General features: G+C 66.7%; 21 protein-coding genes. 11 read left to right on the forward strand and 10 right to left on the reverse strand.

Translation table 11 applies throughout. The annotated features are described in order from the left end of the window. Positions 1–115: 115 nt before the first annotated feature. Positions 116–733 carry a TetR/AcrR family transcriptional regulator gene (locus tag ACU18_RS08780; protein WP_082178256.1) on the reverse strand — a complete coding sequence of 206 codons (618 nt, stop codon included), beginning with the start codon at positions 731–733 and terminating at the stop codon, positions 116–118. A gap of 116 nt (positions 734–849) precedes the next feature. Between ACU18_RS08780 and ACU18_RS08785 the strand changes: the two genes are divergently transcribed. After that, positions 850–2325, forward strand: a complete 1476-nt coding sequence (locus ACU18_RS08785; protein WP_050685169.1) for an MFS transporter — start codon at positions 850–852, stop codon at positions 2323–2325. Between the two features lie 32 nt (positions 2326–2357). Here ACU18_RS08785 and ACU18_RS08790 read toward each other — a convergent pair whose 3' ends face one another. The 3 genes from ACU18_RS08790 to ACU18_RS08800 all read right to left on the reverse strand — a co-directional run bounded on the left by ACU18_RS08790 (position 2358) and on the right by ACU18_RS08800 (position 4817). Further along, the gene (locus ACU18_RS08790; RefSeq protein ID WP_050685170.1) at positions 2358–2903 is read right to left on the reverse strand and encodes a HEAT repeat domain-containing protein; all 546 of its coding nucleotides are present in this window, start codon (positions 2901–2903) and stop codon (positions 2358–2360) included. Between the two features lie 34 nt (positions 2904–2937). Continuing rightward, positions 2938–3984: an NAD(P)-dependent alcohol dehydrogenase gene (locus ACU18_RS08795; protein WP_050685171.1), complete on the reverse strand. Its 1047-nt coding sequence runs from the start codon at positions 3982–3984 to the stop codon at positions 2938–2940. A gap of 92 nt (positions 3985–4076) precedes the next feature. Beyond that, positions 4077–4817, reverse strand: coding sequence for an SDR family NAD(P)-dependent oxidoreductase (locus ACU18_RS08800; RefSeq protein ID WP_050685172.1), 741 nt, complete (start codon positions 4815–4817; stop codon positions 4077–4079). A 141-nt stretch (positions 4818–4958) separates the two neighbouring features. On the opposite strand from ACU18_RS08800, the gene ACU18_RS08805 reads away from it, so the two are divergent. Then, complete coding sequence (locus ACU18_RS08805) at positions 4959–5576, forward strand: TetR/AcrR family transcriptional regulator (protein WP_050685173.1); 618 nt, start codon at positions 4959–4961, stop codon at positions 5574–5576. Between the two features lie 27 nt (positions 5577–5603). On the opposite strand, the gene ACU18_RS08810 is transcribed toward ACU18_RS08805, so the two are convergent. Further along, a complete protein-coding gene (locus ACU18_RS08810) occupies positions 5604–8141 on the reverse strand; it encodes an excinuclease ABC subunit UvrA (RefSeq protein ID WP_050685174.1) in 2538 nt (845 codons plus the stop codon). Positions 8142–8399: 258 nt separating this feature from the next. Between ACU18_RS08810 and ACU18_RS08815 the strand changes: the two genes are divergently transcribed. Together ACU18_RS08815 and ACU18_RS08820 are read left to right on the forward strand one after the other, a co-directional pair. Further along, on the forward strand, positions 8400–9386 hold the full coding sequence (locus tag ACU18_RS08815) for an aldo/keto reductase (RefSeq protein ID WP_050685175.1): 987 nt from the start codon (positions 8400–8402) through the stop codon (positions 9384–9386). Positions 9387–9513: 127 nt separating this feature from the next. Further along, positions 9514–9756 (forward strand): hypothetical protein, encoded by a 243-nt coding sequence (locus ACU18_RS08820; protein ID WP_050685176.1) that lies wholly within the window; start codon positions 9514–9516, stop codon positions 9754–9756. 21 nt (positions 9757–9777) lie between these two features. On the opposite strand, the gene ACU18_RS08825 is transcribed toward ACU18_RS08820, so the two are convergent. From ACU18_RS08825 to ACU18_RS08835, 3 genes are all read right to left on the reverse strand, one after another. Further along, positions 9778–10488, reverse strand: coding sequence for an AfsR/SARP family transcriptional regulator (locus ACU18_RS08825; RefSeq protein WP_050685177.1), 711 nt, complete (start codon positions 10486–10488; stop codon positions 9778–9780). Between the two features lie 131 nt (positions 10489–10619). Further along, positions 10620–11648, reverse strand: coding sequence for a M12 family metallopeptidase (locus ACU18_RS08830; protein ID WP_050685178.1), 1029 nt, complete (start codon positions 11646–11648; stop codon positions 10620–10622). 160 nt (positions 11649–11808) lie between these two features. Further along, on the reverse strand, positions 11809–12705 hold the full coding sequence (locus ACU18_RS08835) for a hypothetical protein (RefSeq protein ID WP_050685179.1): 897 nt from the start codon (positions 12703–12705) through the stop codon (positions 11809–11811). A 312-nt stretch (positions 12706–13017) separates the two neighbouring features. On the opposite strand from ACU18_RS08835, the gene ACU18_RS08840 reads away from it, so the two are divergent. The 4 genes from ACU18_RS08840 to ACU18_RS08855 are packed head-to-tail and all read left to right on the forward strand — an operon-like array spanning position 13018 to position 17529. Then, positions 13018–14769, forward strand: coding sequence for a M6 family metalloprotease domain-containing protein (locus ACU18_RS08840; RefSeq protein ID WP_050685180.1), 1752 nt, complete (start codon positions 13018–13020; stop codon positions 14767–14769). A gap of 32 nt (positions 14770–14801) precedes the next feature. Beyond that, positions 14802–15014: a hypothetical protein gene (locus ACU18_RS08845; protein WP_050685181.1), complete on the forward strand. Its 213-nt coding sequence runs from the start codon at positions 14802–14804 to the stop codon at positions 15012–15014. Positions 15015–15031: 17 nt separating this feature from the next. Continuing rightward, on the forward strand, positions 15032–15376 hold the full coding sequence (locus tag ACU18_RS08850; protein ID WP_050685182.1) for a hypothetical protein: 345 nt from the start codon (positions 15032–15034) through the stop codon (positions 15374–15376). A gap of 32 nt (positions 15377–15408) precedes the next feature. Beyond that, positions 15409–17529 carry a C1 family peptidase gene (locus tag ACU18_RS08855; RefSeq protein ID WP_157407649.1) on the forward strand — a complete coding sequence of 707 codons (2121 nt, stop codon included), beginning with the start codon at positions 15409–15411 and terminating at the stop codon, positions 17527–17529. Positions 17530–17624: 95 nt separating this feature from the next. On the opposite strand, the gene ACU18_RS08860 is transcribed toward ACU18_RS08855, so the two are convergent. Further along, positions 17625–18707: a hypothetical protein gene (locus ACU18_RS08860; protein WP_050685184.1), complete on the reverse strand. Its 1083-nt coding sequence runs from the start codon at positions 18705–18707 to the stop codon at positions 17625–17627. Between the two features lie 312 nt (positions 18708–19019). On the opposite strand from ACU18_RS08860, the gene ACU18_RS08865 reads away from it, so the two are divergent. Beyond that, positions 19020–20246 (forward strand): S8 family peptidase, encoded by a 1227-nt coding sequence (locus ACU18_RS08865; protein WP_050685185.1) that lies wholly within the window; start codon positions 19020–19022, stop codon positions 20244–20246. 10 nt (positions 20247–20256) lie between these two features. Here ACU18_RS08865 and ACU18_RS08870 read toward each other — a convergent pair whose 3' ends face one another. Continuing rightward, the gene (locus ACU18_RS08870; RefSeq protein WP_050685186.1) at positions 20257–22164 is read right to left on the reverse strand and encodes an FAD-binding monooxygenase; all 1908 of its coding nucleotides are present in this window, start codon (positions 22162–22164) and stop codon (positions 20257–20259) included. Between the two features lie 211 nt (positions 22165–22375). Between ACU18_RS08870 and ACU18_RS08875 the strand changes: the two genes are divergently transcribed. Together ACU18_RS08875 and ACU18_RS08880 are read left to right on the forward strand one after the other, a co-directional pair. Then, entirely contained in the window at positions 22376–23857 is a 1482-nt protein-coding gene (locus ACU18_RS08875) for a fumarylacetoacetate hydrolase family protein (protein WP_050685187.1), read from the forward strand. Further along, on the forward strand, positions 23850–24509 hold the full coding sequence (locus tag ACU18_RS08880; RefSeq protein WP_050685188.1) for a GntR family transcriptional regulator: 660 nt from the start codon (positions 23850–23852) through the stop codon (positions 24507–24509). The genes ACU18_RS08875 and ACU18_RS08880 overlap by 8 nt, the downstream gene beginning before the upstream one ends. Positions 24510–24518: the final 9 nt, after the last annotated feature.

The raw sequence follows: 24518 nt of genomic DNA on the forward strand, positions 1-24518 counted from the left end.
TGCCGCGGTGACGTGCGGCCCCTTGGTCCTGCCGGGATGGCATCCGGTAACCTTCAGCCAACCATGAACCGGCAGGGCCTGCCGGTGCCAGTGGATTTCATTCAATGGAAGGGTCTCACTCCTGCGTAGGGGCAGGCGCGGTGGTGAGCAGGGCCCGGAGTGCCTGGCCCAGCGGTTCCGTGAAGTCGCCGGAGGTGGCAGAGGTGACCGGCTGGACACCGGTGGAGGTCCGCAGCATCACCAGGCCCAGCATGGTGGCGATCGCTATCTGCGCCCGCAGGAGGAGCGGCTCCGTGGTGGGGTCCTCCGCACGCCAGCCGGCAACCCCGGCAAGCCGTTCCGTGAAGGACTCCAGCGTCCTGCGGCGGATGGCATCCGCCCGCTCATCGCCGGAGGACCGGAGCAGAAGCAGCAACTGGAGCGGATCATCCGGGTTGGGCAGTTCGATGATGTGCCCGATCAGCCTGTCCACCAGTTCGTCCACCGTGCCGGGGCGGGTAATCCGCCGCGGATCCAGTTCGTCAACGGTCCGGCTCATGCAGGCTTCAAACAGGCCCTCCTTCGACCCGAAGTAGCGGCTGATCAGGGCTACATTGACGCCCACGTCCGCGGCGATATGCCGGACCGTGGTAGCCCGGAAGCCTTCGGTGGCAAACCTGCGGCGGGCAGCCTGGACCAGGCGGCGGCGCGTGCCAGCTGCGTCCCTGCCCGTCGTCGTCTGTTGGTTGTCCATGTTCTGCCTTTCCTTCCCCAACCCTATCCGGAATACCGGCATGTAAACGCATGTTGACTTAAGTTGTTCCGTGATCAATTATGAGTCATCAACTGTTTACATCTTGGAGGAGCATCATGTCCGTCACTACGCAGCAACCGGCCGGGAGTCCCGCGCCCGGAGCGGACGTCCAGCGGCCACGGGGCACCGCAATCATCATGTACCTGGCCTTGGCCGGGCTGTCCTTTGCCGTCCTGCAGTCACTCGTGGCTCCCGCGCTGGGCACCATCGGCAAGGACCTGGGCGTCGCCACCAGCGATGCAAGCTGGGTCCTCACCGCCTACCTGCTGGCCGCCGCCGTCCTGACGCCCGTGCTGGGCCGCCTGGGAGACATGGTGGGCAAGCGCAAAGTCCTCATTGTGGTGCTCGCGCTGCTCCTGGCCGGTACCGTCCTGGCTGCCCTGGCCACCAACCTCACCGTGCTGATCATTGCCCGGGTACTCCAGGGCGCGGCCGGTGCCGTGATGCCGCTGTCCATCGGCATTGTCCGCGATGAGCTGCCCAAGGAGCGCGTCAGCGTCACCATCGGCCTTCTGTCCGCGATTTTCGGAATCGGCGCCGGCATTGGCATCGTAGCTGCCGGGCCCATCGTTGAGGCCCTGTCCTGGCACTGGCTGTTCTGGCTGCCCGCCGCGCTGGTGCTCATCGCCCTCCTGGGTGCCATCTTCGGGATGCCCGAGTCCCCCGTCCGCAAACCCGGCCGCCTGGACATGCTGGGAACCGGCGTCCTCACCGTGGCCCTGGTGGCCATCCTGCTGGCCGTCACGGAAGGACAGGCCTGGGGCTGGGGCGATGCCAAAACTGTTGGCCTCCTGATCGGCGGCGCCGCCGCACTGGCAGCCTTTGTCATCATTGAACTGCGCGTTGCCGAGCCCCTGGTGGATGTCCGGCTGTTCAAAAACCGTGGCGTGTGGACCGCCCACATCGTTGCCCTGGCCTTCGGGTTCGCCATGTTCGGCACGTTCATCCTGATCCCCACGCTGCTGCAGTTGCCGTCCGTGCTGGGCTACGGCTTCGGCAAGTCCGTCAGCGAGGCGGGCCTGTACCTGCTGCCCACCATCGTGGCCATGGTCATCTCCGGTGTGGTGGCCGGTGCCCTCATCCGCCGGATCGGACCAAAGGTTCCCATGATTGTGGGTGCCGTGTCGGTCATCGCCGCATTTATCCTGCCCGCCCTGGGCCATGCGGAGGCGTGGCAGATCCTGGTCTCCGGCGTCCTCACCGGCATTGGCATCGGTATGGCACTGGCTGCCACGTCCAATGCCATTGTCGAAAGCGTTCCCGCCACCCAGACCGGCGAAGCCATCAGCGCCAACACCGTGCTGCGGACCATTGGCAGCAGCGTGGGCACGGCAGTCATCGCGGCGCTCATCTCTTCCAACGTCACCCCGCAGGGGGCGCCGTCCGACGACGCCTTCACCCTGGGCTTCTGGGCCTCGGCTGCCGTGGGCGTGCTCGCCCTCCTGGCTGCACTCCTGGCCCCGTCGCACCGGCAGCGGAAGCAGGACGCGGCAGCCGCCGGAATCGACGACTTTCCTGAAGCAGGCAGCTAGGTCCGGACCGCGGGGCAACGCCGGCGCCGGCCTCAGCGGAGCCTGCGGTCCAGCCGCTGCTCCATGCGGTCCAGTGCCTGGGCAGCGGCGGCGGCTTCACGCAGGCTGCCGAATTCCCCTGCCAGCAGTGGGCCGGCGGCGTCCGCCTCGCAGGTGTCGCCGATGGCTTTGGCCGCGGCTATCCGGACCCGTTCCGTTCCGTCGGCCATCAGTTTGACCAGTTCGTCCGCGGCCTCCGGCAGGTCCCGGAGGCGGCAGACTTTTGCGCACATCTCCCGCACCCGCCAGTGGTCATCGGAAAGTCCGGCCACCACGGCCGGCGCGGCCGTGGTGTCCCAGACGTAAAGCAAGGCCCGGGCGCCCCAGACCCGGAACCAGTACGCGTGCCAGCCAGGGGAGCCGCCCAGCAGTCGGATATCCCTCACCCCGTTCTTGCCGGCCCCGTCCAGACCAGCGTCGTCCGGACCAGCGTCGTCCGGGTCGGCGCCGGCCAGCAGGCCCGCCGCCCAGTCCACCACCTCATCCGCGCCGTAGCGCCGGACTGCCGATTCGATCAGGGCCTGCGGACGTTCCCTCATGCCCCGATCCTAGGGACCGGGGCCGGGAACGCAACTACTTTCCGTGCGGAACGATCACGGCCCGGGCGCTCAACTGCCCGTCCGCCAGCCTGCGGTAGGCGGCCAGCCCGTCCTCGAGGCTGAACGTCTCGATGTCCGGCACAATCTGGCCTGCCCGGTACATGTCCACCACCTCGTGAAGTTCCTCGATGGTGCCCCAGTAGGTGTTGGTGATGGTGGACTCGTACGGCGTGTTGAAGAAGGTCCACTCGTGGACTCCCCCGGCAATGCCCACCACGGTCAAGCGGCCGCCCTGCGCCATGGATCCGGTGGCAGTGGCGATGGTGGGCGTAACGCCAACAAAGTCGAAGGCCGCGTCAACGCCGCGCCCTCCGGTAATGGCGCGGATCCGCTCCACCTGTCCGGGACCGCCCGGGACGGTGATGGCGCCGGCAGCTTCCGCCTTGGCCATGGCCTCGGGTTTCATGTCCGTGGCGATCACCGTGGCGCCGGTCAGTGCCTTGAGGATCTGGACGGCGATCTGGCCCAGGCCGCCAAGTCCGACGACGAGCGCGAACCGGCCGCCACCCGCCAGGTTGGGCATGGCCTGCTTGATGGCGTGGTAGGGCGTCAGTGCGGCATCGGACAACGGGGCTGCAGCCACGGGATCCGCGTCGCCCAACGGAATCAGGTTCCGGACCGGCACGGTGACGTACTCCGCCATGCCGCCGTCGCGGCCCAGTCCGATGGCAAGGTAGGGGTTGGTGGCGGCGTTGGCACAATAGGTGTCCTGCCCCCGGGAGCAGGCCTTGCAGTGGCCGCAGCCAACGGGCCCGTACACCAGGTATGCGTCGCCGATCCCGATGCCGGAGACGCCGGGACCCACTTCCTCGACCCAGCCGGAGCTTTCGTGGCCCAGGACAAAGCCCTTTTTGATGTTGCCGGGGACCTCTGCGGTGAAGTCCTGGAAAATGCTGACGTCCGAGTGGCAGGCACCGGCGCCGGCCACCTTCAGCAGGACCTCACCCGGGCCGGGCGTTGGCTTGGCCACGTCCGCCAGCACGGGAAACTGCTGCCATTCCTCAAAAACGATTGCGCGCATGTCGATGGTCTTTCTGTGTGGTTCAGGTCAGGGGGCGGTGCGGACTGCCCGGCTGCCGGAGCGTGCCGGGCAATCCGCAGGGGCTTTGGCGATCAGCGGGCGGTATAGCCGCCGTCGACCACAAGTTCGGAGCCGGTCATAAACGCAGCGTCGTCGCTGGCGGCGAACAGGATGACCGCTGCGACATCCTCGGGCCGGCCCAGCCGCGCCATCGGGGTGGTTTCCGTGAGCAACTGGCGGTCGGTGTCCCCCAGGATGGGCGTGTCAATGAATCCGGGGTGCACCGAGTTCACGCGGACGCCTTCCGTGGCCCAGCCGAGCGCCGTGTTTTTGGTCATGGTGCGCACGGCGCCCTTGGCTGCGGCGTAGGCCGGGGACGTTCCGAAGCCGCCCACAATCCCGAACATGGAGGAGACGTTCACCACCGCGCCGTTGCCGGACTCCTTCAGGGCGGCCGATGCGGCCTTGACGCCGAGGAACACGCTGGTCTGGGTCACGGCAACCACTTTGTTGTAGGTTTCCAGGCTGGTGACTTCAATGGCCTGGTTGTCGCCGATGCCGGCGTTATTAACCAGGACGTCCAGCCGGCCGAATTCCCGCAGGGTGAAGGCCACGGCGTCGGCCCAGCCGGCCTCGCTGGTGACGTCCAGGTGGATGGCCCGGGCATTGCCGCCGGCGGCCTCGATCCCGGCGACAACCTGCGCTGCGGGACCGTCCTGGACATCGGCGATGACCACCGAGCCACCTTCCGCCGCGAAACGTACCGCGGAAGCCCGGCCAATGCCGCTGGCCCCTCCGGTGATGATGCCGACGCGACCGTCAAAACGGGCCATGGTGCTTCCTTCCAGCCGATGGGCCGGACAACCGCCGGCCTCAGATATCTATCCAACACTTGTTGGATACTTGACACGCTACGCTCGGACTGGCGGTAAATCCACCGCTGGAGTCCGACATCACCCGGGAGTGTGACCTGCATGACATCGCCGCAGAAGGAGGGCGCCGCCTTGGCACCCGCGCTGGACCCCCGGGCTCAGCGCAGCAGGGAGCGCCTCGCCGCGGCCATCCTGGACCTTGCGGCGGACCACGACGCCGGATCGCTCACCGCTTCCCAGGTGGCCGCTGCTGCCGGGGTGAACAGGTCAACGTTCTACCAGCACGCCGCCTCACCGGTGGCGCTCCTCCATCAGGTGCTCTCGACGGAGCTGGACGCCCTGCGCTCCGGGAACCTTACAGCGACGGATAACGAACTGGGCGATGCGATCCGCGCAGTCACCGCAGGAGTGGTCCAGCACGTGGACCAGCACCGCAGGATCTACCGGCGCGGCCTGAACACCGACGCCGGTCCTGCCGGGCTGCACGCCATGCTGGGCGGGCACTTCGAGGCATCCGTGCGGCTGGTCCTCGAAAGCAGGGGCATCACCGTCAGCGCCCGGGACGGCCGCCGGGTTCCGGCGGCGATGGTGGCCCGCTTCATCGCTTACGGCGTGGTGGGTGCGTTCGAGTCGCGGTTGCTGGAGGATACGCCCCGGGCCGCCGGGGATTTCCTGGCGGACCTCAGCGAACTGCTGCCCGCGTGGTGGCCGATCGGCTGACAGGCCGGTGCCACCGCAGGCAGGGCGCTAAGCCAGCCGGGCCGCCAGGTAGGGTGCGGTCCGGGATGCTGCCGAACGGGCCACGTGGGCGGGGGTTCCGGCCGCAACAACCTGGCCGCCCGCGTCACCGCCGGCAGGTCCCATGTCGATCACCCAGTCGGCGGCGGCCGCCACGTCCATGTCGTGTTCCACCACAACAACGGTGTTCCCGGCATCCACCAGCTTGTGCAGCTGGGCCATCAGCAGCTGCACGTCAGCCGGGTGCAGCCCGGTGGTGGGCTCATCCAGGAGGTACAGGGTATTGCCCCGCTGGGCCCGCTGCAGTTCGGTGGCCAGCTTGATGCGCTGCGCCTCGCCGCCGGACAGCTCCGTGGCGGGCTGGCCCAGGCGAAGGTAGCCCAGCCCCACATCGCGCAGTGCCTGCAGGCTCCGCGCCGCAGCAGGGATGTCGGTGAGGAAACCGGCAGCGGCGTCCACCGTCATGCCCAGGACACCGGCCACCGTCTCGCCGCGGTACGTCACCTCAAGCGTCCCGGGGTTGAACCGCGTGCCGTGGCATTCCGGGCAAGGCCCATAGCTGCCGGGCAGGAACAAAAGCTCGACGGCCACAAAACCCTCACCCTCGCAGGTTTCGCACCGGCCACCGGCCACGTTGAAGGAAAACCGGCCGGCACCGTAACCGCGGGCACGGGCATCCTCCGTGGCGGCGAATTCACGGCGGACCGCGTCAAAGAGCCCCGTGTACGTGGCCAGGTTGGAGCGCGGGGTCCGCCCGATGGGCTTCTGGTCCACCGACACCAGACGGTCAATGCGGTCCAGTCCCGCCGCTGACAGCAGACCCTCGGCGGGCCCGTCATCAGCGTGCAGCCGGTGGCCCACAACGTCGGCCAGGACCTGGCTGACCAGCGTGGACTTGCCGGAGCCGGACAGGCCGGTGACGGCGGTCAGCACACCCAGCGGCACCTCGACGTCCAGCCCGCGGAGGTTGTTGCGGGTGACGCCGCGCAACTCAAGCCATTCCGAGGCATCCCGGCCGGCACCCGCGGCGCGCTGCTCCGCGGCGGTACCCGTTCCGGCGTCGGCCGTTGCTCCTGCTTCCGCCGGAAACAGGAAAGGCCGCGTCACGGATGACGCTACGCCGGCCAGGCCGGCCACCGGCCCACTGTACAGCACCTCGCCGCCGCCTTCCCCGGCCCGGGGTCCCACGTCCACCAGCCAGTCGGCCCTGCGGACCACATCCATGTTGTGCTCCACCACAAACACGGAATTGCCGGCCGCCTTGAGCTGCTCCAGGACCGCCTGAAGCGCTTCGGCGTCCGCCGGGTGCAGCCCTGCCGACGGTTCGTCCAGCACGTAGATCACGCCGAACAGGCCGGACCGGAGCTGGGTGGCGATCCGCAGCCGCTGCACCTCCCCCGGCGACAACGTGGGGGTTGCCCGGCCCAGGCCCAGGTAGCCGAGGCCCAGGTCCAGCAGGACCGTGACCCGCTGGAGCAGGTCACGGGTGATGGTCACCGCCACCTCGTTGGTTTCGCCGGTGCCCTGCCGGCGCGAGGCGGTCCCGGCGTCGTTCACGCGTGTGGTGGGGCGGATGATGTCCGCCAGTTCGGTCAGCGGCGCCGCGTTCAGTTCGGCGATGGTCCGGCCGGCGAAGGTGACGGCCATGGCTTCCGGGGTGAGGCCGCTGGCGCCGCAGACAGCGCACGGACCGGTCTGCATAAACCGCAGCGCCCGCTCACGCATGGTGTTGCTCTTTGAATCCGCCAGTGTATGCAGGACGTAGCTTTTGGCGCTCCAGAACCGGCCCTTGTACGGCTTGGCCACCCGGTCCCGCTGCGGCGTGATCTCCACAACGGGCTGCTCGGCGGTGAAGAGAATCCAGTCCCGGTCTTTTTTGGCCAGCTGCCGCCACGGGGTATCCACGTCGTAGCCCAAATGGATCAGGATGTCGCGGAGGTTTTTGCCCTGCCAGGCACCAGGCCAGGCAGCGATGGCGCCGTCGCGGATGCTCAGGGACCGGTCCGGGACCAGCGAGTCCTCGGTGACCGTGTGTGTGGTGCCCAGGCCATGGCATTCGGGGCACGCCCCGGCCGCGGTATTCGGGGAGAAGGCGTCCGAATCCAGCGGACGGGCGCCGGCGGGGTACGTGCCTGCGCGGGAAAAAAGCATGCGCAGCGAGTTGGACAACGTGGTGACGGTACCCACCGTGGACCGGGCCGTGGCCGTCCCGCGGCGCTGCTGGAGCGCGACGGCGGGCGGCAGGCCCGTGATCATTTCCACCTTGGGATTGTGGCCCTGCTGGATCAGGCGCCGCGCGTAGGGCGCAACAGATTCAAAGTAGCGGCGCTGCGCCTCGGCGTAGATGGTACCGAAAGCCAACGAGGACTTGCCGGAACCCGAAACACCTGTGAAGGCAACAATCGCGTCCCGCGGAACGGCGACATCCACGTTGCGGAGGTTGTTTTCCCGGGCTCCCCGGACAGTGACGAAGCCGGCAGTGGCCTGGTTGTCAGCCGGCAACTGACCGGCGTCGCGGGAAAGGTCAGCTGCTTGAACGGTCTGCATCTATGCGGGTTCCTCCGGCATCCGCCGGCGGTGCGGCGGATGCTGTTGATTGGTCCTGGCTGTCCACTGTATCGCCGGTCAGGAGCCCCCAGCGACGCAAGTCCCCCTGACGGCCCGCCCCAATGGCATGCCGGCTGTCCAACCACGTGAGGGATGCCTTGCCGGTACACGTTCCAGCAGGGCCTCCCACACATTCCCGGAGGGGTGTTGACTGGGGAGCAGGCTAGCCGGCCTGCAACGTTCGACGAAGGAGAGACGATGCACACAAGGACACTGGGCCAGGGCCTTGAGGTTTCTGCACTGGGGCTGGGCTGCATGGGCATGTCGCAAAGCTACGGCCCCAACCCCGGGGACCGCGCCGGGATGATCGCAGTACTGCGCGGCGCCGTGGACCTTGGGGTCACTTTTTTCGACACCGCCGAGGTCTACGGGCCTTTTGTCAACGAGGAACTGGTGGGTGAGGCGCTGGAACCGGTCCGGGACCAGGTTGTCATTGCCACAAAGTTCGGCTGGCGGATCGAAGCCGGCAGATCCGTGGGGCTGGACAGCACGCCTGGGCGAATCAGGCAGGTGGCGGAGGAGTCCCTGCGCCGGCTGAGGGTGGACTGCCTCGATCTGTTCTACCAGCACCGGGTGGACCCCGATGTACCCATCGAGGACGTTGCCGGTACCGTGGCCGAACTCGTCCAGGCGGGCAAAGTCCGTCATTTTGGCCTTTCCGAAGCCTCGGCTGCCACCATCCGCGCCGCCCACGCAGTCTTCCCCGTCACCGCAGTGCAAAGCGAGTATTCGCTGTGGACCCGCGACCCGGAGCCGGAAGTCCTGCCCACGCTGGCGGAACTGGGCATCGGGTTTGTTCCCTTCAGCCCCCTGGGCAAGGGATTCCTCACGGGTACCGTTGACGCCGCCACCGAGTTTTCCACCGATGACGTCCGGAACACCATCCCACGGTTCACCAGCGGCAACCGGACCGCCAACCACACACTGGTGGACCACGTAACTGCGCTCGCCGCCGTCAGGGGCGCCACCCCCGGGCAGGTTGCGTTGGCCTGGCTGCTGGCGCAGCAGCCGTGGATCGTGCCCATCCCGGGAACCCGCCGTCGTGGGCGCCTGGTGGAAAATGCTGCCGCCACCGCCCTGGCGCTGTCCGCTGATGAGGTGGCAGACCTTAACGGCGTGGCCCGCCGGATCGGGGTGCAGGGCAACCGGTACAACGACACCCACCTGGGCCTGGTGGGCCGCTAGCCACTCCCCGGACCTGCCTCAAGCCGCTGAGCAGGGGCGATCTTGATCAAAGACTTGGTAAAACGCTGGCTGATTCCTGATGGTTGTGCGGCACCATCGAGGCAACGAGACCGCCAGGAGGGCTGCCATGCCAAGCGACCAGCACCCGCCGGGAGCCGGCCACACCGGCGACCGGAATCCTGCAACACCGCTGCCCGGCACCCTGGTGATCAGCACGTGGCAGGAGCCGCAGGGATTCCGCGCACGGCTGACCTTCAGCACGGATCCCGGCGGGGAAACCAAAACCCTCTACAGCGCCGACGCCGCTGAGGTGCTGCGTACGGTGGGACAGTGGCTTGCGGGCCAGGCCACGGCCCGCGGGGATACCTGAGCTGCACGGCCGGCAGGCAGCTTATGAGATGTCGGCAATAAGGCGCCCCAGGGCAGCCGATGGCGCCAGGCCCAGATCGGCCTTTAACTTTGCCCGGTACACCCTGAATGCCTGCAGGGCGGCGGCGTTGTTGCCCTGCAGCTTCTCCGCGCGGATGAGCAAACCCACGGCGCTCTCGTACAGGGGTTCCAGTTCGAGGGCGGCCTCGGAGGCTTCCAGCGCCGACTCGAAATCCCCGTGGGCCAGCGTCTCGCGGGCGATGATCTGGAAGGCGTGCAGCCGGTCGTGCCGCAGCCTGCTTTGTTCAAAAAGCACCCAGTCGTCGTACCAGCCGGGGAGCAGGTCCGCCCCGCGCAGCTGGTGCAGACTGGCGGCTGCGTTGCCGTTGACTCCCGAACGGCCCAGCTCCAGAATCTGCGCACGCACCCGGTGCAGGTCGACGTCGACCCCTTTGCTCAGCGACAGCACCCGGCCGCCGTTGACCAGCAGGCCTGGCGCCTGCCGCGAAACCAGGTGCACACTCACCCGGAGGCTCTCCAGGGCCCGCGACTCGCGGCATTCCGGCCAGAGCAGGCCCACCAGATACGGGCGGGGACGCGGCCCGCAGATGGCCAGGGCGGTAACGAGCCGCTGCTGGCGGACTGCGAGGTGCACCTCCGTGGTGTCGCAGCGCAGCTGCCAGGCCTGCAGGAGGTCCAGACAATAGCCAGGGATGTCGTCGCCGTTGCCCATGGGTACCCCCAAACAATCCGGCGTGGTTGGAAGGGCCGGATCCGTTGTAGCAACGACTTTTCTCCGCCGGGGGGCGCCCTGTCAATGGTCTCTATTAACTCTCCGCGTGTCGCGGTAAGGCCCGCCCTTGGCTACCAATACATTAAGGCCGTGGTGCCGCTGCCGCCGGACCAGTAAAGGCGGACCCGCACCACATATTTCCGGTTCTGGAACAGCTTGACTGACACCTGGGCATTGCGTTCTTCGCCGCTGTCGTCGTCTCCGGCCAAGAAACGGAGTTGCCCATCCACCTCCTCAAAAAGAACCAGTACGGCATCGGCGTTGCCGAAAGTGCCGATTGTGTACGTCCTGGACTCGGACGGCTCGATGCGGAAATTTGCCTGGTCGCCCGGGCCAAGCGTCAGCGGGACGGACGCGAATGGTTCGAGGCGGGCGAAGCCGTTCTCAATGGTGGGATAGAACTTCAGGATCCACTCCTTGTCCGCCGGGGACAGCCCGCCCGGCGGCCGCAGCCCCTCGTGGTACTTCGCCGGCTGGACAATCAGGCCGGCCGGAAACCAGTATTCCATGACGGAGTCAGGGTCCCAGTTGGAGCCTTCAACCTCTGCGGCGTCGATTTTCCGCAGCACGTTGTTGAAGGTCTGGTCCCTGGACCAGAAGTTGGGGCTGCCGCCGAAGTACTGGTAAACCTTCGGTTCGTCCCAAACGATGCCGGTGAAGGGGTTCTGGTGCTCGTGGGGCATGCCCAGGGTGTGGCCGATCTCGTGCAACGCCGTGGTGCGGCCATAGTCGGTGGTCAAATCCCAGCCGAAGTTCATGGTGGCCTGTGCCATCCCGATCGACAGGACGTCGGTACCCACGTAGGACCACGACCCGTCGTTTTGGGCGAACCCGATCCTGACCTCCGACTCGCTCCGGTCCTGCACCTCCCGGAACTCGAGGCCGATCCCGAGGTTCTTCCACTCGGTGAACGCCTTGCGGACTGCCTCCTGCTGCGCTTCGGGTCCGCCCTGGAAGCAGTAGTGCAGGATGGTCCCGTTGACCCATTTGGTGGCGAATGTCCGGATGAGCTCCATCCGGTCCCCGGGCAAGCCGGGCGGCATCGGCCGGGGAATCCGTGCTTTGACGCTGCAAACCGGGGGCACATCCTGTTTAGCCATGGTCTTCTCCTTGAATCCTGGGTGGCGCGGGACCCCGCCACCCGCTTCCGAGCGGGCTCAGCAGCAGCTGCTGAAGATCGGGCGGTGGACCGGCAACCCCGCGGCCGCCGGTCCACCGCCCGTTACGGAACAGGCCATCAGCGCCGGAGCCGGCCGCTCATCACGTGACGTAAACCCACGGCACGCCCAGGTAGTTGGCGTTCCCGTCGCTGAAGTTCAGCTGGGCGTGGGAGCCGCCGCCGCGTGCATAAACGTACAGGGACGCGCTGGCACGCAGGTAGGCCTGGTCCGCGCCGAGCAGGTCCGAGTAGTACATGGTCCGCCAGCCGTCGAACCGGTCGTTGACGTTGATGTTGTCATCGGAGATATCCAGCACGTTGGTGGAGCCGGTAGCCTTGTAGTTGTATTGGTAGCCGACGGCGGACAGGTCGATCCTGACTTTTGCCTCCTTGGAGTCCCAGAAGCCGTCGTCAGAGCGGACAATGTGGAAGCCGTTGAACGGGATGTAGATGGTGTGGGCGTAGTTGCGGTTTTCCGGTGCACGGAACGTGAACCACCAGTCAATGTAGACAGTGAACGATCCCGCCCCCGTTCCAAACAGGCCGGAACCGGACCCACTGGCCGACAGCCAGGTGTCGAGCTGCCCCGGGTTGTAGCCCTGCCAGTACACGGTTCCGTCTGATCCGTGGAGGGTGGCGTAGTACGGCGTCAGCCATCCCACGGCCGCAGCCCCTGCACCCAGGCTCCCCTGCCCGGCGCCCGGATGCAGTCCCGTGCCGGTGGCCAGCGGTTCGGCCTCCGCCATCTCCCGGCGCATGTCGCCGGCCAGCTTTTCCGTCTGGGCCGTTTGGTCCTCGTTGTAAGTGTCCTGGTTCTGCAGGACGGCCGCGATGTCCTTGGGCAGGCTTTCGCGCAGATCCGACAGCCGCTGCTGCCCGGTCCGCTCAATCTGCTGCAGCCGGTCGGCCTGGGTCTTCTGCAGGCCCACAACCTCCTCGCGCCGCGCAGCGACAAGCTGCTCCAGGACCCTGTCGGTCTCGGTTGTTATCTTTTCCATGGTGCATCCTTCGTTGATTGCCATGGGGAGCAGTCCGCAAGCAGCGCCCCCCGGACCAGAGACCGGTGCCGCCACCATATGAAGGCGGGTGTTACTGCGCCGTTATCAGGGATCGCGCCGGCGGCGGCCTGAAACCCGGTAACGCTGCGATAACGCCGCCCCACTACCGTGCGAAGTGCATCGTGCAGCGGCTGCGGCGGAAAGCCTGCAGTTTGGCGCACGGCGCGATGCTCAACCGCGCTGGGACGGTCAGGGTAAACCGGGTCGAATGATCCGGCCGTCCATAGCGGAGTTGTTGAGAGAGGTTTGGACATGCCAAGTCCATTTGTGGGTGAAGTCTTCACTTTCGGGAATCCTGATGGCTCGGAAGTGACCCTGCGGGGGTGGGGAAACCAGTTTGAAGCCGTCTTCGAGACACTCGACGGCTACACCGTGGTCCAGGCCGCTGACGGCTACTTTGAATATGCAACACCGGAAGGTGGCGGCGAATCCCTGGTTGCCGGTGGCAGCCGGGTGGGAACCGTGGATCCGGAAACCCTCGCCATCCCCAAACACCTGCGGGTCACCCGCGTGGCAAGCCGCATCCGGGCCGGCCAGGCCCGCAGCGCCATGGGGCCCGTCCCCCGGTGGATGCAGCGGCGGCAGGAAGAACAGGCGCGCCGCAACGCGCAGCAGCCGCCGGGACTGCAGCAGGAAGCCGGGCCGGACGGGCCTGGTGCTGCGCCGCCGTCGGGCAGCACCACAGGCGACTACCTGGGCCTGGTCCTGCTCATTGATTTCTCCGACTTCCCCCAGTCCATCAGCCGGCAGGAAGTGGATGACTTCTGCAACAAGGCCGGCTACTCCGGCTTCGGGAACAACGGGTCGGCCTTTGACTACTTCCGGGACGTATCTGATGGAAAGCTCCGGTACCGGAACCACGTGGCCGCCTACTACCGGGCAGCCCACGCACGCACCTACTACACGGATCCTGCCGTCGCCTATGGCACCCGCGCGCAGGAACTGATCCGGGAAGCCCTGGACAGCCTGGTGGCCAGCGGTTTCGACTTCTCGCACCTCACCGTTGACTCCGGAAACTTCATCCAGGCGCTGAGCGTCTTCTACGCCGGGAGCAGGTCCAACGCCTGGTCGCAGGGCCTGTGGCCCCACTCATGGGCGCTCGCCAGCACGTACTCCGTGGGCGGCGGCCGCCGGTTCTCCGACTACCAGATCACCGATCTCGGCAGCCAGCTGACCCTGCGGACCTTCTGCCACGAGAACGGGCACATGGTGTGCGATTTCCCGGATCTCTACGATTACGACGCCGTTAATGTGGGAAACGGCATCGGGCACTACTCGCTCATGTGCTTCGGTGGCCAGGACAAAAACCCCACCCAGGTGGAGGCCTACCTCAAGCACGCCGCCGGATGGTCCTCCAACGTCACCACCCTTGCCGCCGGTACCACTACCACCGTCGAGGCCGGCAGGAACGACTTCCTGATCCACGCCAGGAACGCCGCCGAGTACTTCATTATCGAAAACCGGCAGCAGTCCGGCCGGGACGCGGCGCTTCCCGACGCCGGCCTGGCCATCTGGCATGTCGACGTGAACGGCAACAACAGCAACGAACAAATGACGGCGGCCAAGCACTACGAGTGTTCGCTGGAACAGGCCGACAACCGGTTCGACCTTGAGCGCAGGGTCAACGGCGGCGACGTTGAGGACCTGTACGGCGGGGCGGCGGCCACGTTCGGCCCTGCAACAACCCCGGCCAGCAACTGGTGGGACGGCACCGCCTCCGGCCTGGACATTGAGCAGGTCTCCGCCGTGGGCGCCGCCATGACCGTCAAAACCAGGGCTACGGGGGCGCAGTGGTACTCCGCCCTGGCGGTTGACAGCGTGTTCACCACCCACCATGGCCAGAACGGCTGGGCAAGCCTCTCCGGCCTCGGCTGGCGCAAGATCCAGACCGGAGCCCCGGACGGCGTCACCAACATGCTGGCCGTCTTCACCGTGGCACGCAGCAAAAACCTGAGAGTCACTGTCAACGCCGACACCACCACCGTCTTCCAGACCTATCTCTGACCCGCCCACCTACGCAGAGGAACCAACCGACCATGTGGACCCTGATCAACCAGATTTTCACCACCCACCATGCCCAGAACGCCTGGGCCCTTCTCGCCGTGGACGGCGCCTGGCACAAGATCCTGCCCAACGCCGCCGACGGCGTGACCAACGTGCATCTGCTGCTCACCACTGCGAGGGCAAACGGCAAGCAGGCCTACGTTGTGCTGGACGCAGCCAAAAACATCACCCAGGTTTACTTGTAGCCGGCGGGGGAACTCCGATGCCCAACGACATCACGATCAATATCTCCCTGGACCCGGCGGCCAGCGTCAAGGGCGCCGGCGACGCCGGGGCCGCACCGGCACCCGCCTCGATCGGGGGCCCAGGCACCTCCGGCGCGGCGGCGGCCGACGCGCAGGATCCGGGCGGGGCACCCGCTCCGCTCCCCCTGGACCAGCTGCCTGCCGGCTCGTCCGGCTCGTCCGGCTCGTCCGGCGACGCTGAGGCGCCCGCGCCGGCACCGCCAGGGTCCTTCGGACCGGCAGCCGACGAAGCGCCGGGGCCGTCGCCGCTTGCGGACCTGCCACCGGAAAGCGGCAGCCGCAGCCGGGCAAAGGCCAAGTAGCTCACGCCTGTCATTGCGAGGAGGGAACGTCCGTGCCCCTGCCACCCCGGCCTGGCCTGGTTTCGGTTTCAGGCCACACATTCCTTACCGATGTGGTGCCTGATGTCTTCGATCAGCGCGACCTCGAGTACCGTCCGCGACTGCAACCGCTGCCCCATGCAATGGACGCCCGGCCCGGGCAGCACTTTGTCCTGACCCAAGTGGGAAGCTCCTGCACGGGACACGCGGTTGCTGCCATGATCAACACGGTCCTCGCCGCAGGACCGGACCCCATCCGGGTCAGCCCCTACATGATCTACAGCCTGGCACGCCGCTACGACGAGTTTGCCGGCGACGGCGACGAGGGCTCCTCCCTGCGCGGCGCGCTCAAAGGCTGGTTCTACCACGGGGTGCTCCCGGAACAGGACTGGCCGTCCCTGGCCGCGGATCCACAGATCGACCTGCACCCGGACCTGGCCGCAAAGGCCCTGCAACATCCGCTGGGTGCGTTTTACCGGGTCAACGCCTTCCGGCTGGACGACATGCAGTCGGCCATCACGGAGCTCAACGCGGTGGCGGCGTCCGCCAGGGTCCACTCCGGCTGGCTTAACCCAACGCTGGAACACCGCGACGACGGAACCAGCTATTACCGCATCAGCCGGCCCGACAAACTGGACCAGCTGGGCGGCCACGCCTTCTCGATCGTCGGATACAACGACGTTGGCTTCCTGGTGCAGAACAGCTGGGGAAAGAACTGGGGCGGCCACGGCTTTGCCACCCTGCCCTATGAGGACTGGCTCACCTCCGCCTACGACGCCTGGGTTGCCCGGCCGGGCGTTCCGTCGGTGCTCAACCTGCATGGCGTAACCAAGGTGGTCACAGCGACCACAGGCGGCCTCGCGCAGGGGCCCGGACCTGACCTGGAACGGCTCAAGGACCATGTGGTTAACCTGGGCAACGAAGGGCGGCTCTCCACCAGCGGGCGTTTCATCAGCACCGGCGGGCAGATTGACCGGATCTTCCAGGCAATGGCCGCCAGCCATTCAGCCTGGCAGCAGGCCGCTGCCGGCGGCGCCGACGCGGTGCCACGGCGGATCGTTTTCTACGCGCACGGCGGACTCGTGGACGAGGAAGGCGGACTGCGGGTGGCGCAGGCCCAGCTCAACTGGTGGCTGAACAACAGGGTCTACCCAGTGAGCTTCGCCTGGCAAAGCGGCCCGATCGAAACCCTCACTAACCACCTCCGGGACGTCACCGGCGGCCTGATTCCCTTCGGCGGGCTTGGCTTCGACCTGGTGGAACAGGTGGACCGGCTGGTCGAAAAAATCGCGCACTCCCGGCTCGCCTGGATGTGGGCCGAAATGAAGGAAAACGCCACCAGGTCATCCGGGAACCTGCCTGGTCCCGTCTCCTGGAATCCGGTGGACAGTGCCACCATGGAGAACCTGCCGGGGGCTTCGCTGGTGGTCAGCAGGCTCCGGGCCTACCTTGACGAAGTGGCCCCGGTGCCCGTGGAGGTGCATCTGGTGGCCCACAGTGCCGGCGCCATCTTCACGGCCCATATGCTGGCCCGGCTCCAGGCGGAGCAGATACCGGTGGCATCCCTGTGCTGGCTGGGACCTGCCATCCGGATCGATGACTTCGAAAGGCTGGTGATGCCGGCGCTGCAGACCCATCAGGTGGAAAGGTTCACCTCTTTTGGGCTGAGCGAGGCTTCCGAACTGGACGATGTGGTGGGCGCCGGTCCCCTGAACATCTACCAGAAGTCCCTGCTTTACCTGGTTTCCCGGGGACTGGAAAGCGGCGGGGAAACGCCGTTGGTGGGGCTGCAGCGCCACGTCAGCGAATCGGCATCCCTCACCGCACTGGCCAGGGACCGCCTCGCGAAGTTCTTCTGGTCACCCAGCCAGAACCCGGTGAGCGGACGGACCAGCGCCACCACCCACGGCGGACTGGACGAGGACATGTTCACCATGACCTCGGTGCTGCTGCAGATCCTGGGAACATCTGCCGTCACCACCAGGACAACGTTCCGGCCCTTTACAGCACTCGACAGTCCCGGCGCTTCGGGAGCAGCCGCCTCCGACGTCCAAACCGTTAATGTCCAGCAGGCGGGTGCGGTCCCCGTAACCCGAACGGGCCACCAGCAAACTGCGGATGACCCGCCCGAATAAACGGCGAGGTTCTCTCCGCCTAAGGGAAAGCATTCAGGAAAGCGAGTAGCGCACCCGACAATTGCCGCCAATTCGAACAAAGCGCCCACAATGCGCTATTCAACAGCCGGGCGTTGCGATTCACCATGCGGTTTTCCACTGACGTTATTCAGGACGCTGTGCGCCTGCCGGTCAACAATTCCTGTGACCAACTGCTGGCCGGCACCAAAAATCACAGCCCACGCAAGGATCTGCGGTGAATTGTCCAGGGCCGTCAGGCCGGGAACAAAACCACCCCGCATCAGCATCAGTCCCAGGACAGCGGTCAAGGCACCCGTGGGCAGTTTGATCAGCGCCAGCCACAGCGGCAGGTGGTAGGGGGTCGAGGTGCCGGAAACCTTCCGCAGCGAGGCTGAGCCCGAGACGGCAGCGGCCAGGAGGCCCACAAACTCCACCAGGAAGATATCGCCTGCACCGGCCTGGGCACTGACCACCTCGTCCACGTCCGTGCCCGGCGGGACCGGATTGGCCGCTTCGAACCGGGTTTCGTTGGTGGGGCAGACGATTTTCTGGTCCGGGTTGAAACACAGCGCAAGGTCCGTGGGAGACCTGACGCCCCAGAGCCCCAGCAGCAGCGCCAACAGTGTCAAAGCTGCAGCAGAGGCCAGGATCAGGGACTGGAAGCTCCTGGCCTGGGCGTAGACCTGCCGTGAGTGGGAATGGGCGGCAGCCACGGCCACGATCACCAGTTCACGGTGCTCTTCCGTCAGGGGCGGATCCCCGGACGCCCGGAACCGGACCAGGGTTTCCACCCGGATCCGGCGCGGATCGTGCTCGTCAAGGTACTTGCATACGTCCGAGTGGATGTCCGGCAGGCGGCCTTTGACGTAGTCGATCGGGGCCCTCCGGAGGAGCAGTTCATCGGCAGCCTGCAGGTTTGCCAGCGCGGACTCCACCTGCGCTGCCCGCCGCGCACCACCTCGCCGGCCGGCCTGGGCAATGCGCCTGGCTGCGTTCAGGTGCCGGCTGATGCCTTCGTCCAGGGCAGCTGCGCCGGGTGGCGCCGGTGCCTCCTGCCCGGCACCACCGCCGGCGGACTTCACCCATTCCGCCAGGGCGGCCATGGACGTGATCCTGGTGAGAATCTGGCTTTGCCAGCCATTGGCAACACGGATTTGCTTTTCCTGGGCTTCAGACATTCCAGCCGCCCTTCCGGGGCATTTGGCCGAATTTTATCCAGCCAGCGTTACTGGGCCGTTACTGGAACGCCGAAACCAGAATCAATGAAACTGCCGCAATAGCGCCGCGCACGCGAGGGCTGCAAATTCATTGACAGCAAAGTGGCCCCCGGATAATATTTATTGCATTTACATTGATATACCTGCGCAGCCCCATGTCCGGGAATTATCCCGCTCCTTGCTCCGGCCATTATCGCCGGCCCCTGCATTTACGGCCCCACTCAACGGGCGCCATTTGGCCGCTGCCGGAAGCCGCGGCAAAAGGAGATTACGATGCCAGAATCACTGTCCCGGAAAATCATTATCCTGCGGGCGCCCGCCCTGCGTGCCACCCGCGACCCTTTCGACGGACCAGGGGCGCGGGGGCTGGAATCCGCGGCCCAGAACGTGGCCGAACGGGCCGCCGGCATGAGCGTGGAAACGGCCGGGTATCCTTCCGGCGCCACCATCAGTGCGCTGCAAAAGGACCCTACCGTCCTGGGGTTTGCTCCGGCGATGCCCATGAAGCTCATCGAACCTCTCGCCGCCGATGCTGCAACGGCCGCCGCCGCGACGTGGGGCGTCAAGGCCGTCGGCGCAGACACCTCGCCCTTCACCGGAGCCGGCGTGGTGGTCTCCGTCATTGATACAGGCATCGATGCCGACCATCCCGCGTTTACGGGAGTGGACCTGGTCACCAAGGACTTCACCGGCGCCGGCAGCGCGGAAGACGACAACGGCCACGGCACGCACTGCGCCGGAACCATCTTCGGCCGTGACCTCGGCGGCCAGCGGATCGGAGTGGCCCCTGGCGTCCAGAAGGCATTGATCGGCAAGGTCCTGGGCGGCCCCAACGGTGGCACCAGCGACATCCTGGCCTCAGCCATGCTGTGGGCTGCGGACAACGGCGCCAATGTGATCTCCATGTCGCTGGGCATGGACTTCCCCGGATGGGTGGACGAACTCGTCAACAACAACGGCCTCTCAATCCCGGCAGCCACCTCGATCGCCCTCGAAGGCTACCGCGCCAACGTGCGGCTCTTTGAACAGATCGCCAACCTCCTCAACGCCCGCGCGTCGGTGGCACAAACCACCATCGTGGTGGCAGCGGCCGGCAACGAAAGTGAACGGCTGGGCCAGCCGGCTTATGAAATCAACGTTGCCCCGCCCGCAGCGGCCTACGGGATCACGTCCGTGGCAGCCCTGGCGGACGGCGCCGGCGGGCTCACCGTCGCACCGTTCTCCAACACCATGGCAACGGTTGCCGGCCCCGGCGTGGGGGTCTTCAGTTCCTGGCTGAACGGGGGAACCAACACCATCAGCGGCACCAGCATGGCCACCCCGCATGTGGCCGGCGTGGCGGCGCTTTGGGCCGAACGGCTCCTCGCCCAGGGACCGCTGAGCCCGGTCCTGCTGCAGGCCAAACTCATTGCCTCGGGAACGTTCAAGCCACTCAAGGCCGGCACGGATCCGGTGGACGTGGGCTCGGGCCTGGTGCAGGCCCCCACGGCCGCCAGCTAGCAGTACCGGGCTAGCCCCGGCCCGCCAACTCCTGCCGGGCCGGCCGAAGGGGCGCAAAGAAGGCGGCAAGCCGGGCCGTCGCCTCGAGTGGCAGGACATCCGCCACGTACTGGTCGGGCCGGACCACCACCACGGCGCCACTGCGGCTGATGCCGCGCAGGTCGAAAATATCAGCCTGGGGGTCCACAGCGAAGACCTTCTCCAGGTAGGTCAGCCGGAATGGCCCCACCGTGGGTTTGAACACGGCGGGGACCGCGGAGATGTTGATGTCAGGGTGCGCCAGTTGGTAGATCACCTTCACGTCGAACCAGGCGTCGGCGTCAGCGCCCGACGGCGTCGCGGCCAGCGGCGAGTCGGTTGCGGATTCCAGCCACGCGGCAAAGTCCGCCAACGGTGAGTCGGCACCCGGCGTCGCGGCATCCGCGAAGACATAGATCCGCCAGCGGCCGTCCGCCCTGGCGTGATGCCCGAGGTGCAGGGGGTTGGTGTCGCAGACGCGGACCACGGGCGCGGACTTGAAGCGCTTGCCGATGGGGAAACCGGTGGCGAGGTCCTGGTGTTCCGGCGCGGCCACCAGCATGGACGGTGCGTACTGGGTCATGAATCCTGCCGGAAACTCTGCGGTGCTGACGTAGAAATCTTCCAGCTCCGTCGGGTCCTCGAAGTCTTCGGGCTTTTTGGCCATCAGGGTGGACCATTTCCTGTCGAAGTCGATGAGGTCCCTGGCCACCACCTGGCGTTCGGCCGAATAGGTGGACAGGAGGCTCTCCGGGCTGCGACCCTCCAGGACGTGGCCCAGTTTCCAGGCGATGTTAAAACCGTCCTGCATGGACACGTTCATGCCCTGGCCGGCCTTGGCACTGTGGGTATGGCACGCGTCCCCGGTGATAAAAACGCGGGGGGTGCGGCTGCCGAGGTCTTCCGGCCGGACGTCGTCGAACCTGTCCGTGAGCCGGTGCCCCACCTCGTAGACGCTGTGCCACGCAACGTTGCGGACGTCGAGCGTATACGGGTGGAGGATCCCGTTGGCCTTGGCAATGATCTGCTCAATGGTGGTGCTCCGGACGCTGCCGTGCGTGGCCGGGTCCACCTCGCCCAGGTCAACGTACATCCGGAACAGGTGGCCACCCTCCCGTGGAATCAACAGGATGCTGCCGCCTGAGCCGGACTGGATGGCGCACTTGGTGCGGATATCGGGGAAATCTGTGACGGCCAGGACGTCCATCACGCCCCAGGCATGGTTCGCCTGGTCGCCGGCCAGGCTGCAGCCGATCGCTTCACGGACCTTGCTCCTCGCACCGTCCGCGCCCACCACGTATTTGGCGTGGACCGTGCGCTCCTTCCCCTCCTCCGGGCCGGCCGTACAGAGCAGGGTCACGCTCACTGGGTACTCGCCGTCGTCCGCCACGTCCAGCGAACGGAATTCGTAGCCGTAGTCGGGGCTCATCCGGGCCGGCGAAAAGGCCATGACCTCGGCGAAGTAGTCCAGCACCCTGGCCTGGTTGACGATCAGGTGCGGGAATTCGCTGATGCCCATCCCGTCGTCCACCGCCCTGGCGGCGCGGACAATCCGGGAGTGGTCCGCAGGGTCCGGCTTCCAGAACGCCATCTCCGTGATCCGGTAGGCCTCGGCGATGATGCGCTCCGCGAAGCCGAACGCCTGGAAGGTTTCCACGCTCCGCGCCTGGATGCCGTCCGCCTGGCCGATTGCCAGCCGGCCGGCCCTGCGCTCAACGATGCGGGTGGTGATGCCCGGGAACTGCGAAAGTTGTGCGGCGGCGAGCATTCCCGCCGGGCCGGTGCCGACAATCAGGACATCCACGTGCTCAGGAAGCCCCGCAGGCCGGTCGAGGCCCACGCCCGCCGCTGGTTGGATCCGCGGGTCACCGGAAACGTAGCCGTGGTGGTGGAACTGCATGTACTTTCCTCACTCCGTTGTGTGGCCGGCGGTCAACCGGGGCTGTTCGATAATCGAACAAGAAATTCCATAATCGAAAATCTTATGTTGCTCCAGAACTGTACGCCACGCGCCGAGGCCGTTTCAAGCACTGCAAAATAGGCCTTGACGGCGACCCCTCCCGGCGCAATACTCTTTCGTATACGATTTCGTACTCGATGAGGAGCAGCTTTTGGAACAGGTCACGGACCACACGCTGGCCGGCGCCCGCAAGGTCATCGCGGTGCACATCAACTACCCCAGCCGCGCGGCCCAGCGGGGCCGGACCCCCGCCCAGCCCTCATATTTCCTCAAACCAGCCAGCTCGCTGGCGCTGTCCGGCAGCAGCGTGGAACGACCCGCCGGCTGCGAACTCCTCGGCTTCGAAGGCGAAATCGCGCTTATCATCGGCACGCCCGCACGCCGCGTCGGCCTCGAGGACGCCTGGAGCCACGTCAAATGGGTCACAGCCGGTAACGACCTAGGTGTCTACGACCTCCGGTACGCCGACAAAGGCTCGAACCTCCGTTCCAAAGGCGGGGACGGCTTCACCCCCGTGGGCCCGGCACTGCTCCCGGCGGCCGCCGTCGACCCTGCCGGACTCCGCGTCCGCACCTGGCATAACGGCAACCCCGTCCAGGACGACACCACGGAGGATCTGCTCTTCCCTTTCGCCCGGCTGGTGGCGGACCTGTCACAGCTGCTGACCCTTGAGGCGGGCGACATCATCCTCACCGGCACGCCCGCGGGCGCATCCGTCGCCGTACCGGGGGACGTCCTCGAAGTTGAGGTCAGTACGACGGCGGCGGGTGCTGCCGGCGTCGCACTCACCACTGGCCGGCTGGCCACCCGCGTTGTGGAAGGCACTGAGCCGTTCGCCGGCTTTGGTGCGGGGCCGAAAACCGACGACCGGCAGCGCGAGGAAGCGTATGGTTCCCGCGAAGCGGCCGGAATCCCGGCTCCGGCCACCGTACTGACCCCGGCATTGAAGGCGAAGCTGGAACAGGTGGCCACCGCCACCCTGTCCTCGCAGCTGCGCAAACGCGGGCTCAATAACGTGAGCATTGACGGGCTCCAGGCCACCCGCCCGGACCGCAAGGTGGTGGGCCTGGCCCGGACCCTCCGTTTTGTGCCCAACCGCGAGGACCTCTTCAAGGCCCACGGCGGCGGGTTCAACGCCCAGAAGCAGGCCATCGACTCCGTGAACGAAGGCGAGATCCTCGTGATGGAAGCCCGCGGCGAAAAGGGCACCGGCACCGTCGGCGATATCCTGGCCCTCCGCGCCCAGGTGCGGGGCGCGGCCGCGATCATTACCGACGGCGGCGTCCGCGACTTTACAGCCGTGGCCGGCCTGGAGATGCCCACCTACTTCGCCAACCCGCACCCGGCAGTCCTGGGCAGGCGGCACGTCCCCTGGGATACGGACATCACCATCGCCTGCGGCGGCGCCACCGTCCAGCCCGGCGACATCATTGTGGCGGACGCGGACGGCATCCTGGTGATCCCGCCTGCCATCGCCGCGGAGCTCGCGGACGACTGCATCCGGCAGGAACGGGAGGAAGCCTTTATTTTCGAGATGGTGGGGCAGGGACACAGCGTTGACGGGCTCTACCCGATGAACGCCGCCTGGCAGTCCCGCTTCGAGGAAAGGGAAGCGGGCGCGCCCCATGCCTGACGGCGTGGCCACGGCCAGCAAATCCGAACAGGCCTACCAGGCCGTCAAAGCCCGGATCGTGGACGGCACCTATTCCCCCGGCTACCGCCTGGTGCTGGCCAAGATCGCCGAAGACCTGGGCGTCAGTGTGGTTCCTGTCCGCGAGGCCATCCGCAGGCTTGAAGCAGAGGGCCTGGTGACATTTGTTCGGAACGTCGGGGCAACGGTTGCCGGCATCGACCCCACCGAATACCTCTACACCATGCAGACGCTGAGCATCGTTGAAGGCGCGGCCACGGCGCTGTCAGCCCCGCTGATCGGACCGGCCGCCATTGACCGGGCCCGGGCCGTCAACGCGGAGATGCGCGACTGCCTGGACCATTTTGATCCCCTACGGTTCACCGCCCTCAACCAGACGTTCCACAGCATCCTGTTCGAATCCTGCCCCAACCCGCACCTGTTGGACCTGGTGCACCGCGGCTGGAACCGGCTGGCCTCCCTCCGGTCCTCCACGTTCCGCTTCGTCCCCGGCCGCGCCCACGACTCCGTGGCTGAACACGAGGCCCTCCTGCAGCTGATTGCATCCGGCGCCGGTGCTGACACCATCGAGAGGGCCGCGCGCCTGCACCGCTCCACCACCCTTGATGCCTACCTGGCCCAAACAAACCACTGACCAACGGAC

Source organism: Arthrobacter sp. ZBG10 (assembly GCF_001238605.1).
GTDB lineage: Bacteria > Actinomycetota > Actinomycetes > Actinomycetales > Micrococcaceae > Arthrobacter.

What these genes read in the sequence shown, in the direction of transcription:
- ACU18_RS08795 (WP_050685171.1), bottom strand. Translation starts at nt 3,984, where the DNA reads ATGCGCGCAATCGTTTTTGAGGAATGGCAGCAGTTTCCCGTGCTGGCG.
- ACU18_RS08880 (WP_050685188.1), top strand. Translation starts at nt 23,850, where the DNA reads ATGCCTGACGGCGTGGCCACGGCCAGCAAATCCGAACAGGCCTACCAG.
- ACU18_RS08800 (WP_050685172.1), bottom strand. Translation starts at nt 4,817, where the DNA reads ATGGCCCGTTTTGACGGTCGCGTCGGCATCATCACCGGAGGGGCCAGC.
- ACU18_RS08840 (WP_050685180.1), top strand. Translation starts at nt 13,018, where the DNA reads ATGCCAAGTCCATTTGTGGGTGAAGTCTTCACTTTCGGGAATCCTGAT.
- ACU18_RS08825 (WP_050685177.1), bottom strand. Translation starts at nt 10,488, where the DNA reads ATGGGCAACGGCGACGACATCCCTGGCTATTGTCTGGACCTCCTGCAG.
- ACU18_RS08845 (WP_050685181.1), top strand. Translation starts at nt 14,802, where the DNA reads ATGTGGACCCTGATCAACCAGATTTTCACCACCCACCATGCCCAGAAC.
- ACU18_RS08805 (WP_050685173.1), top strand. Translation starts at nt 4,959, where the DNA reads ATGACATCGCCGCAGAAGGAGGGCGCCGCCTTGGCACCCGCGCTGGAC.
- ACU18_RS08835 (WP_050685179.1), bottom strand. Translation starts at nt 12,705, where the DNA reads ATGGAAAAGATAACAACCGAGACCGACAGGGTCCTGGAGCAGCTTGTC.
- ACU18_RS08815 (WP_050685175.1), top strand. Translation starts at nt 8,400, where the DNA reads ATGCACACAAGGACACTGGGCCAGGGCCTTGAGGTTTCTGCACTGGGG.
- ACU18_RS08785 (WP_050685169.1), top strand. Translation starts at nt 850, where the DNA reads ATGTCCGTCACTACGCAGCAACCGGCCGGGAGTCCCGCGCCCGGAGCG.
- ACU18_RS08790 (WP_050685170.1), bottom strand. Translation starts at nt 2,903, where the DNA reads ATGAGGGAACGTCCGCAGGCCCTGATCGAATCGGCAGTCCGGCGCTAC.
- ACU18_RS08780 (WP_082178256.1), bottom strand. Translation starts at nt 733, where the DNA reads ATGGACAACCAACAGACGACGACGGGCAGGGACGCAGCTGGCACGCGC.
- ACU18_RS08870 (WP_050685186.1), bottom strand. Translation starts at nt 22,164, where the DNA reads ATGCAGTTCCACCACCACGGCTACGTTTCCGGTGACCCGCGGATCCAA.
- ACU18_RS08860 (WP_050685184.1), bottom strand. Translation starts at nt 18,707, where the DNA reads ATGTCTGAAGCCCAGGAAAAGCAAATCCGTGTTGCCAATGGCTGGCAA.
- ACU18_RS08820 (WP_050685176.1), top strand. Translation starts at nt 9,514, where the DNA reads ATGCCAAGCGACCAGCACCCGCCGGGAGCCGGCCACACCGGCGACCGG.
- ACU18_RS08830 (WP_050685178.1), bottom strand. Translation starts at nt 11,648, where the DNA reads ATGGCTAAACAGGATGTGCCCCCGGTTTGCAGCGTCAAAGCACGGATT.
- ACU18_RS08865 (WP_050685185.1), top strand. Translation starts at nt 19,020, where the DNA reads ATGCCAGAATCACTGTCCCGGAAAATCATTATCCTGCGGGCGCCCGCC.
- ACU18_RS08810 (WP_050685174.1), bottom strand. Translation starts at nt 8,141, where the DNA reads ATGCAGACCGTTCAAGCAGCTGACCTTTCCCGCGACGCCGGTCAGTTG.
- ACU18_RS08850 (WP_050685182.1), top strand. Translation starts at nt 15,032, where the DNA reads ATGCCCAACGACATCACGATCAATATCTCCCTGGACCCGGCGGCCAGC.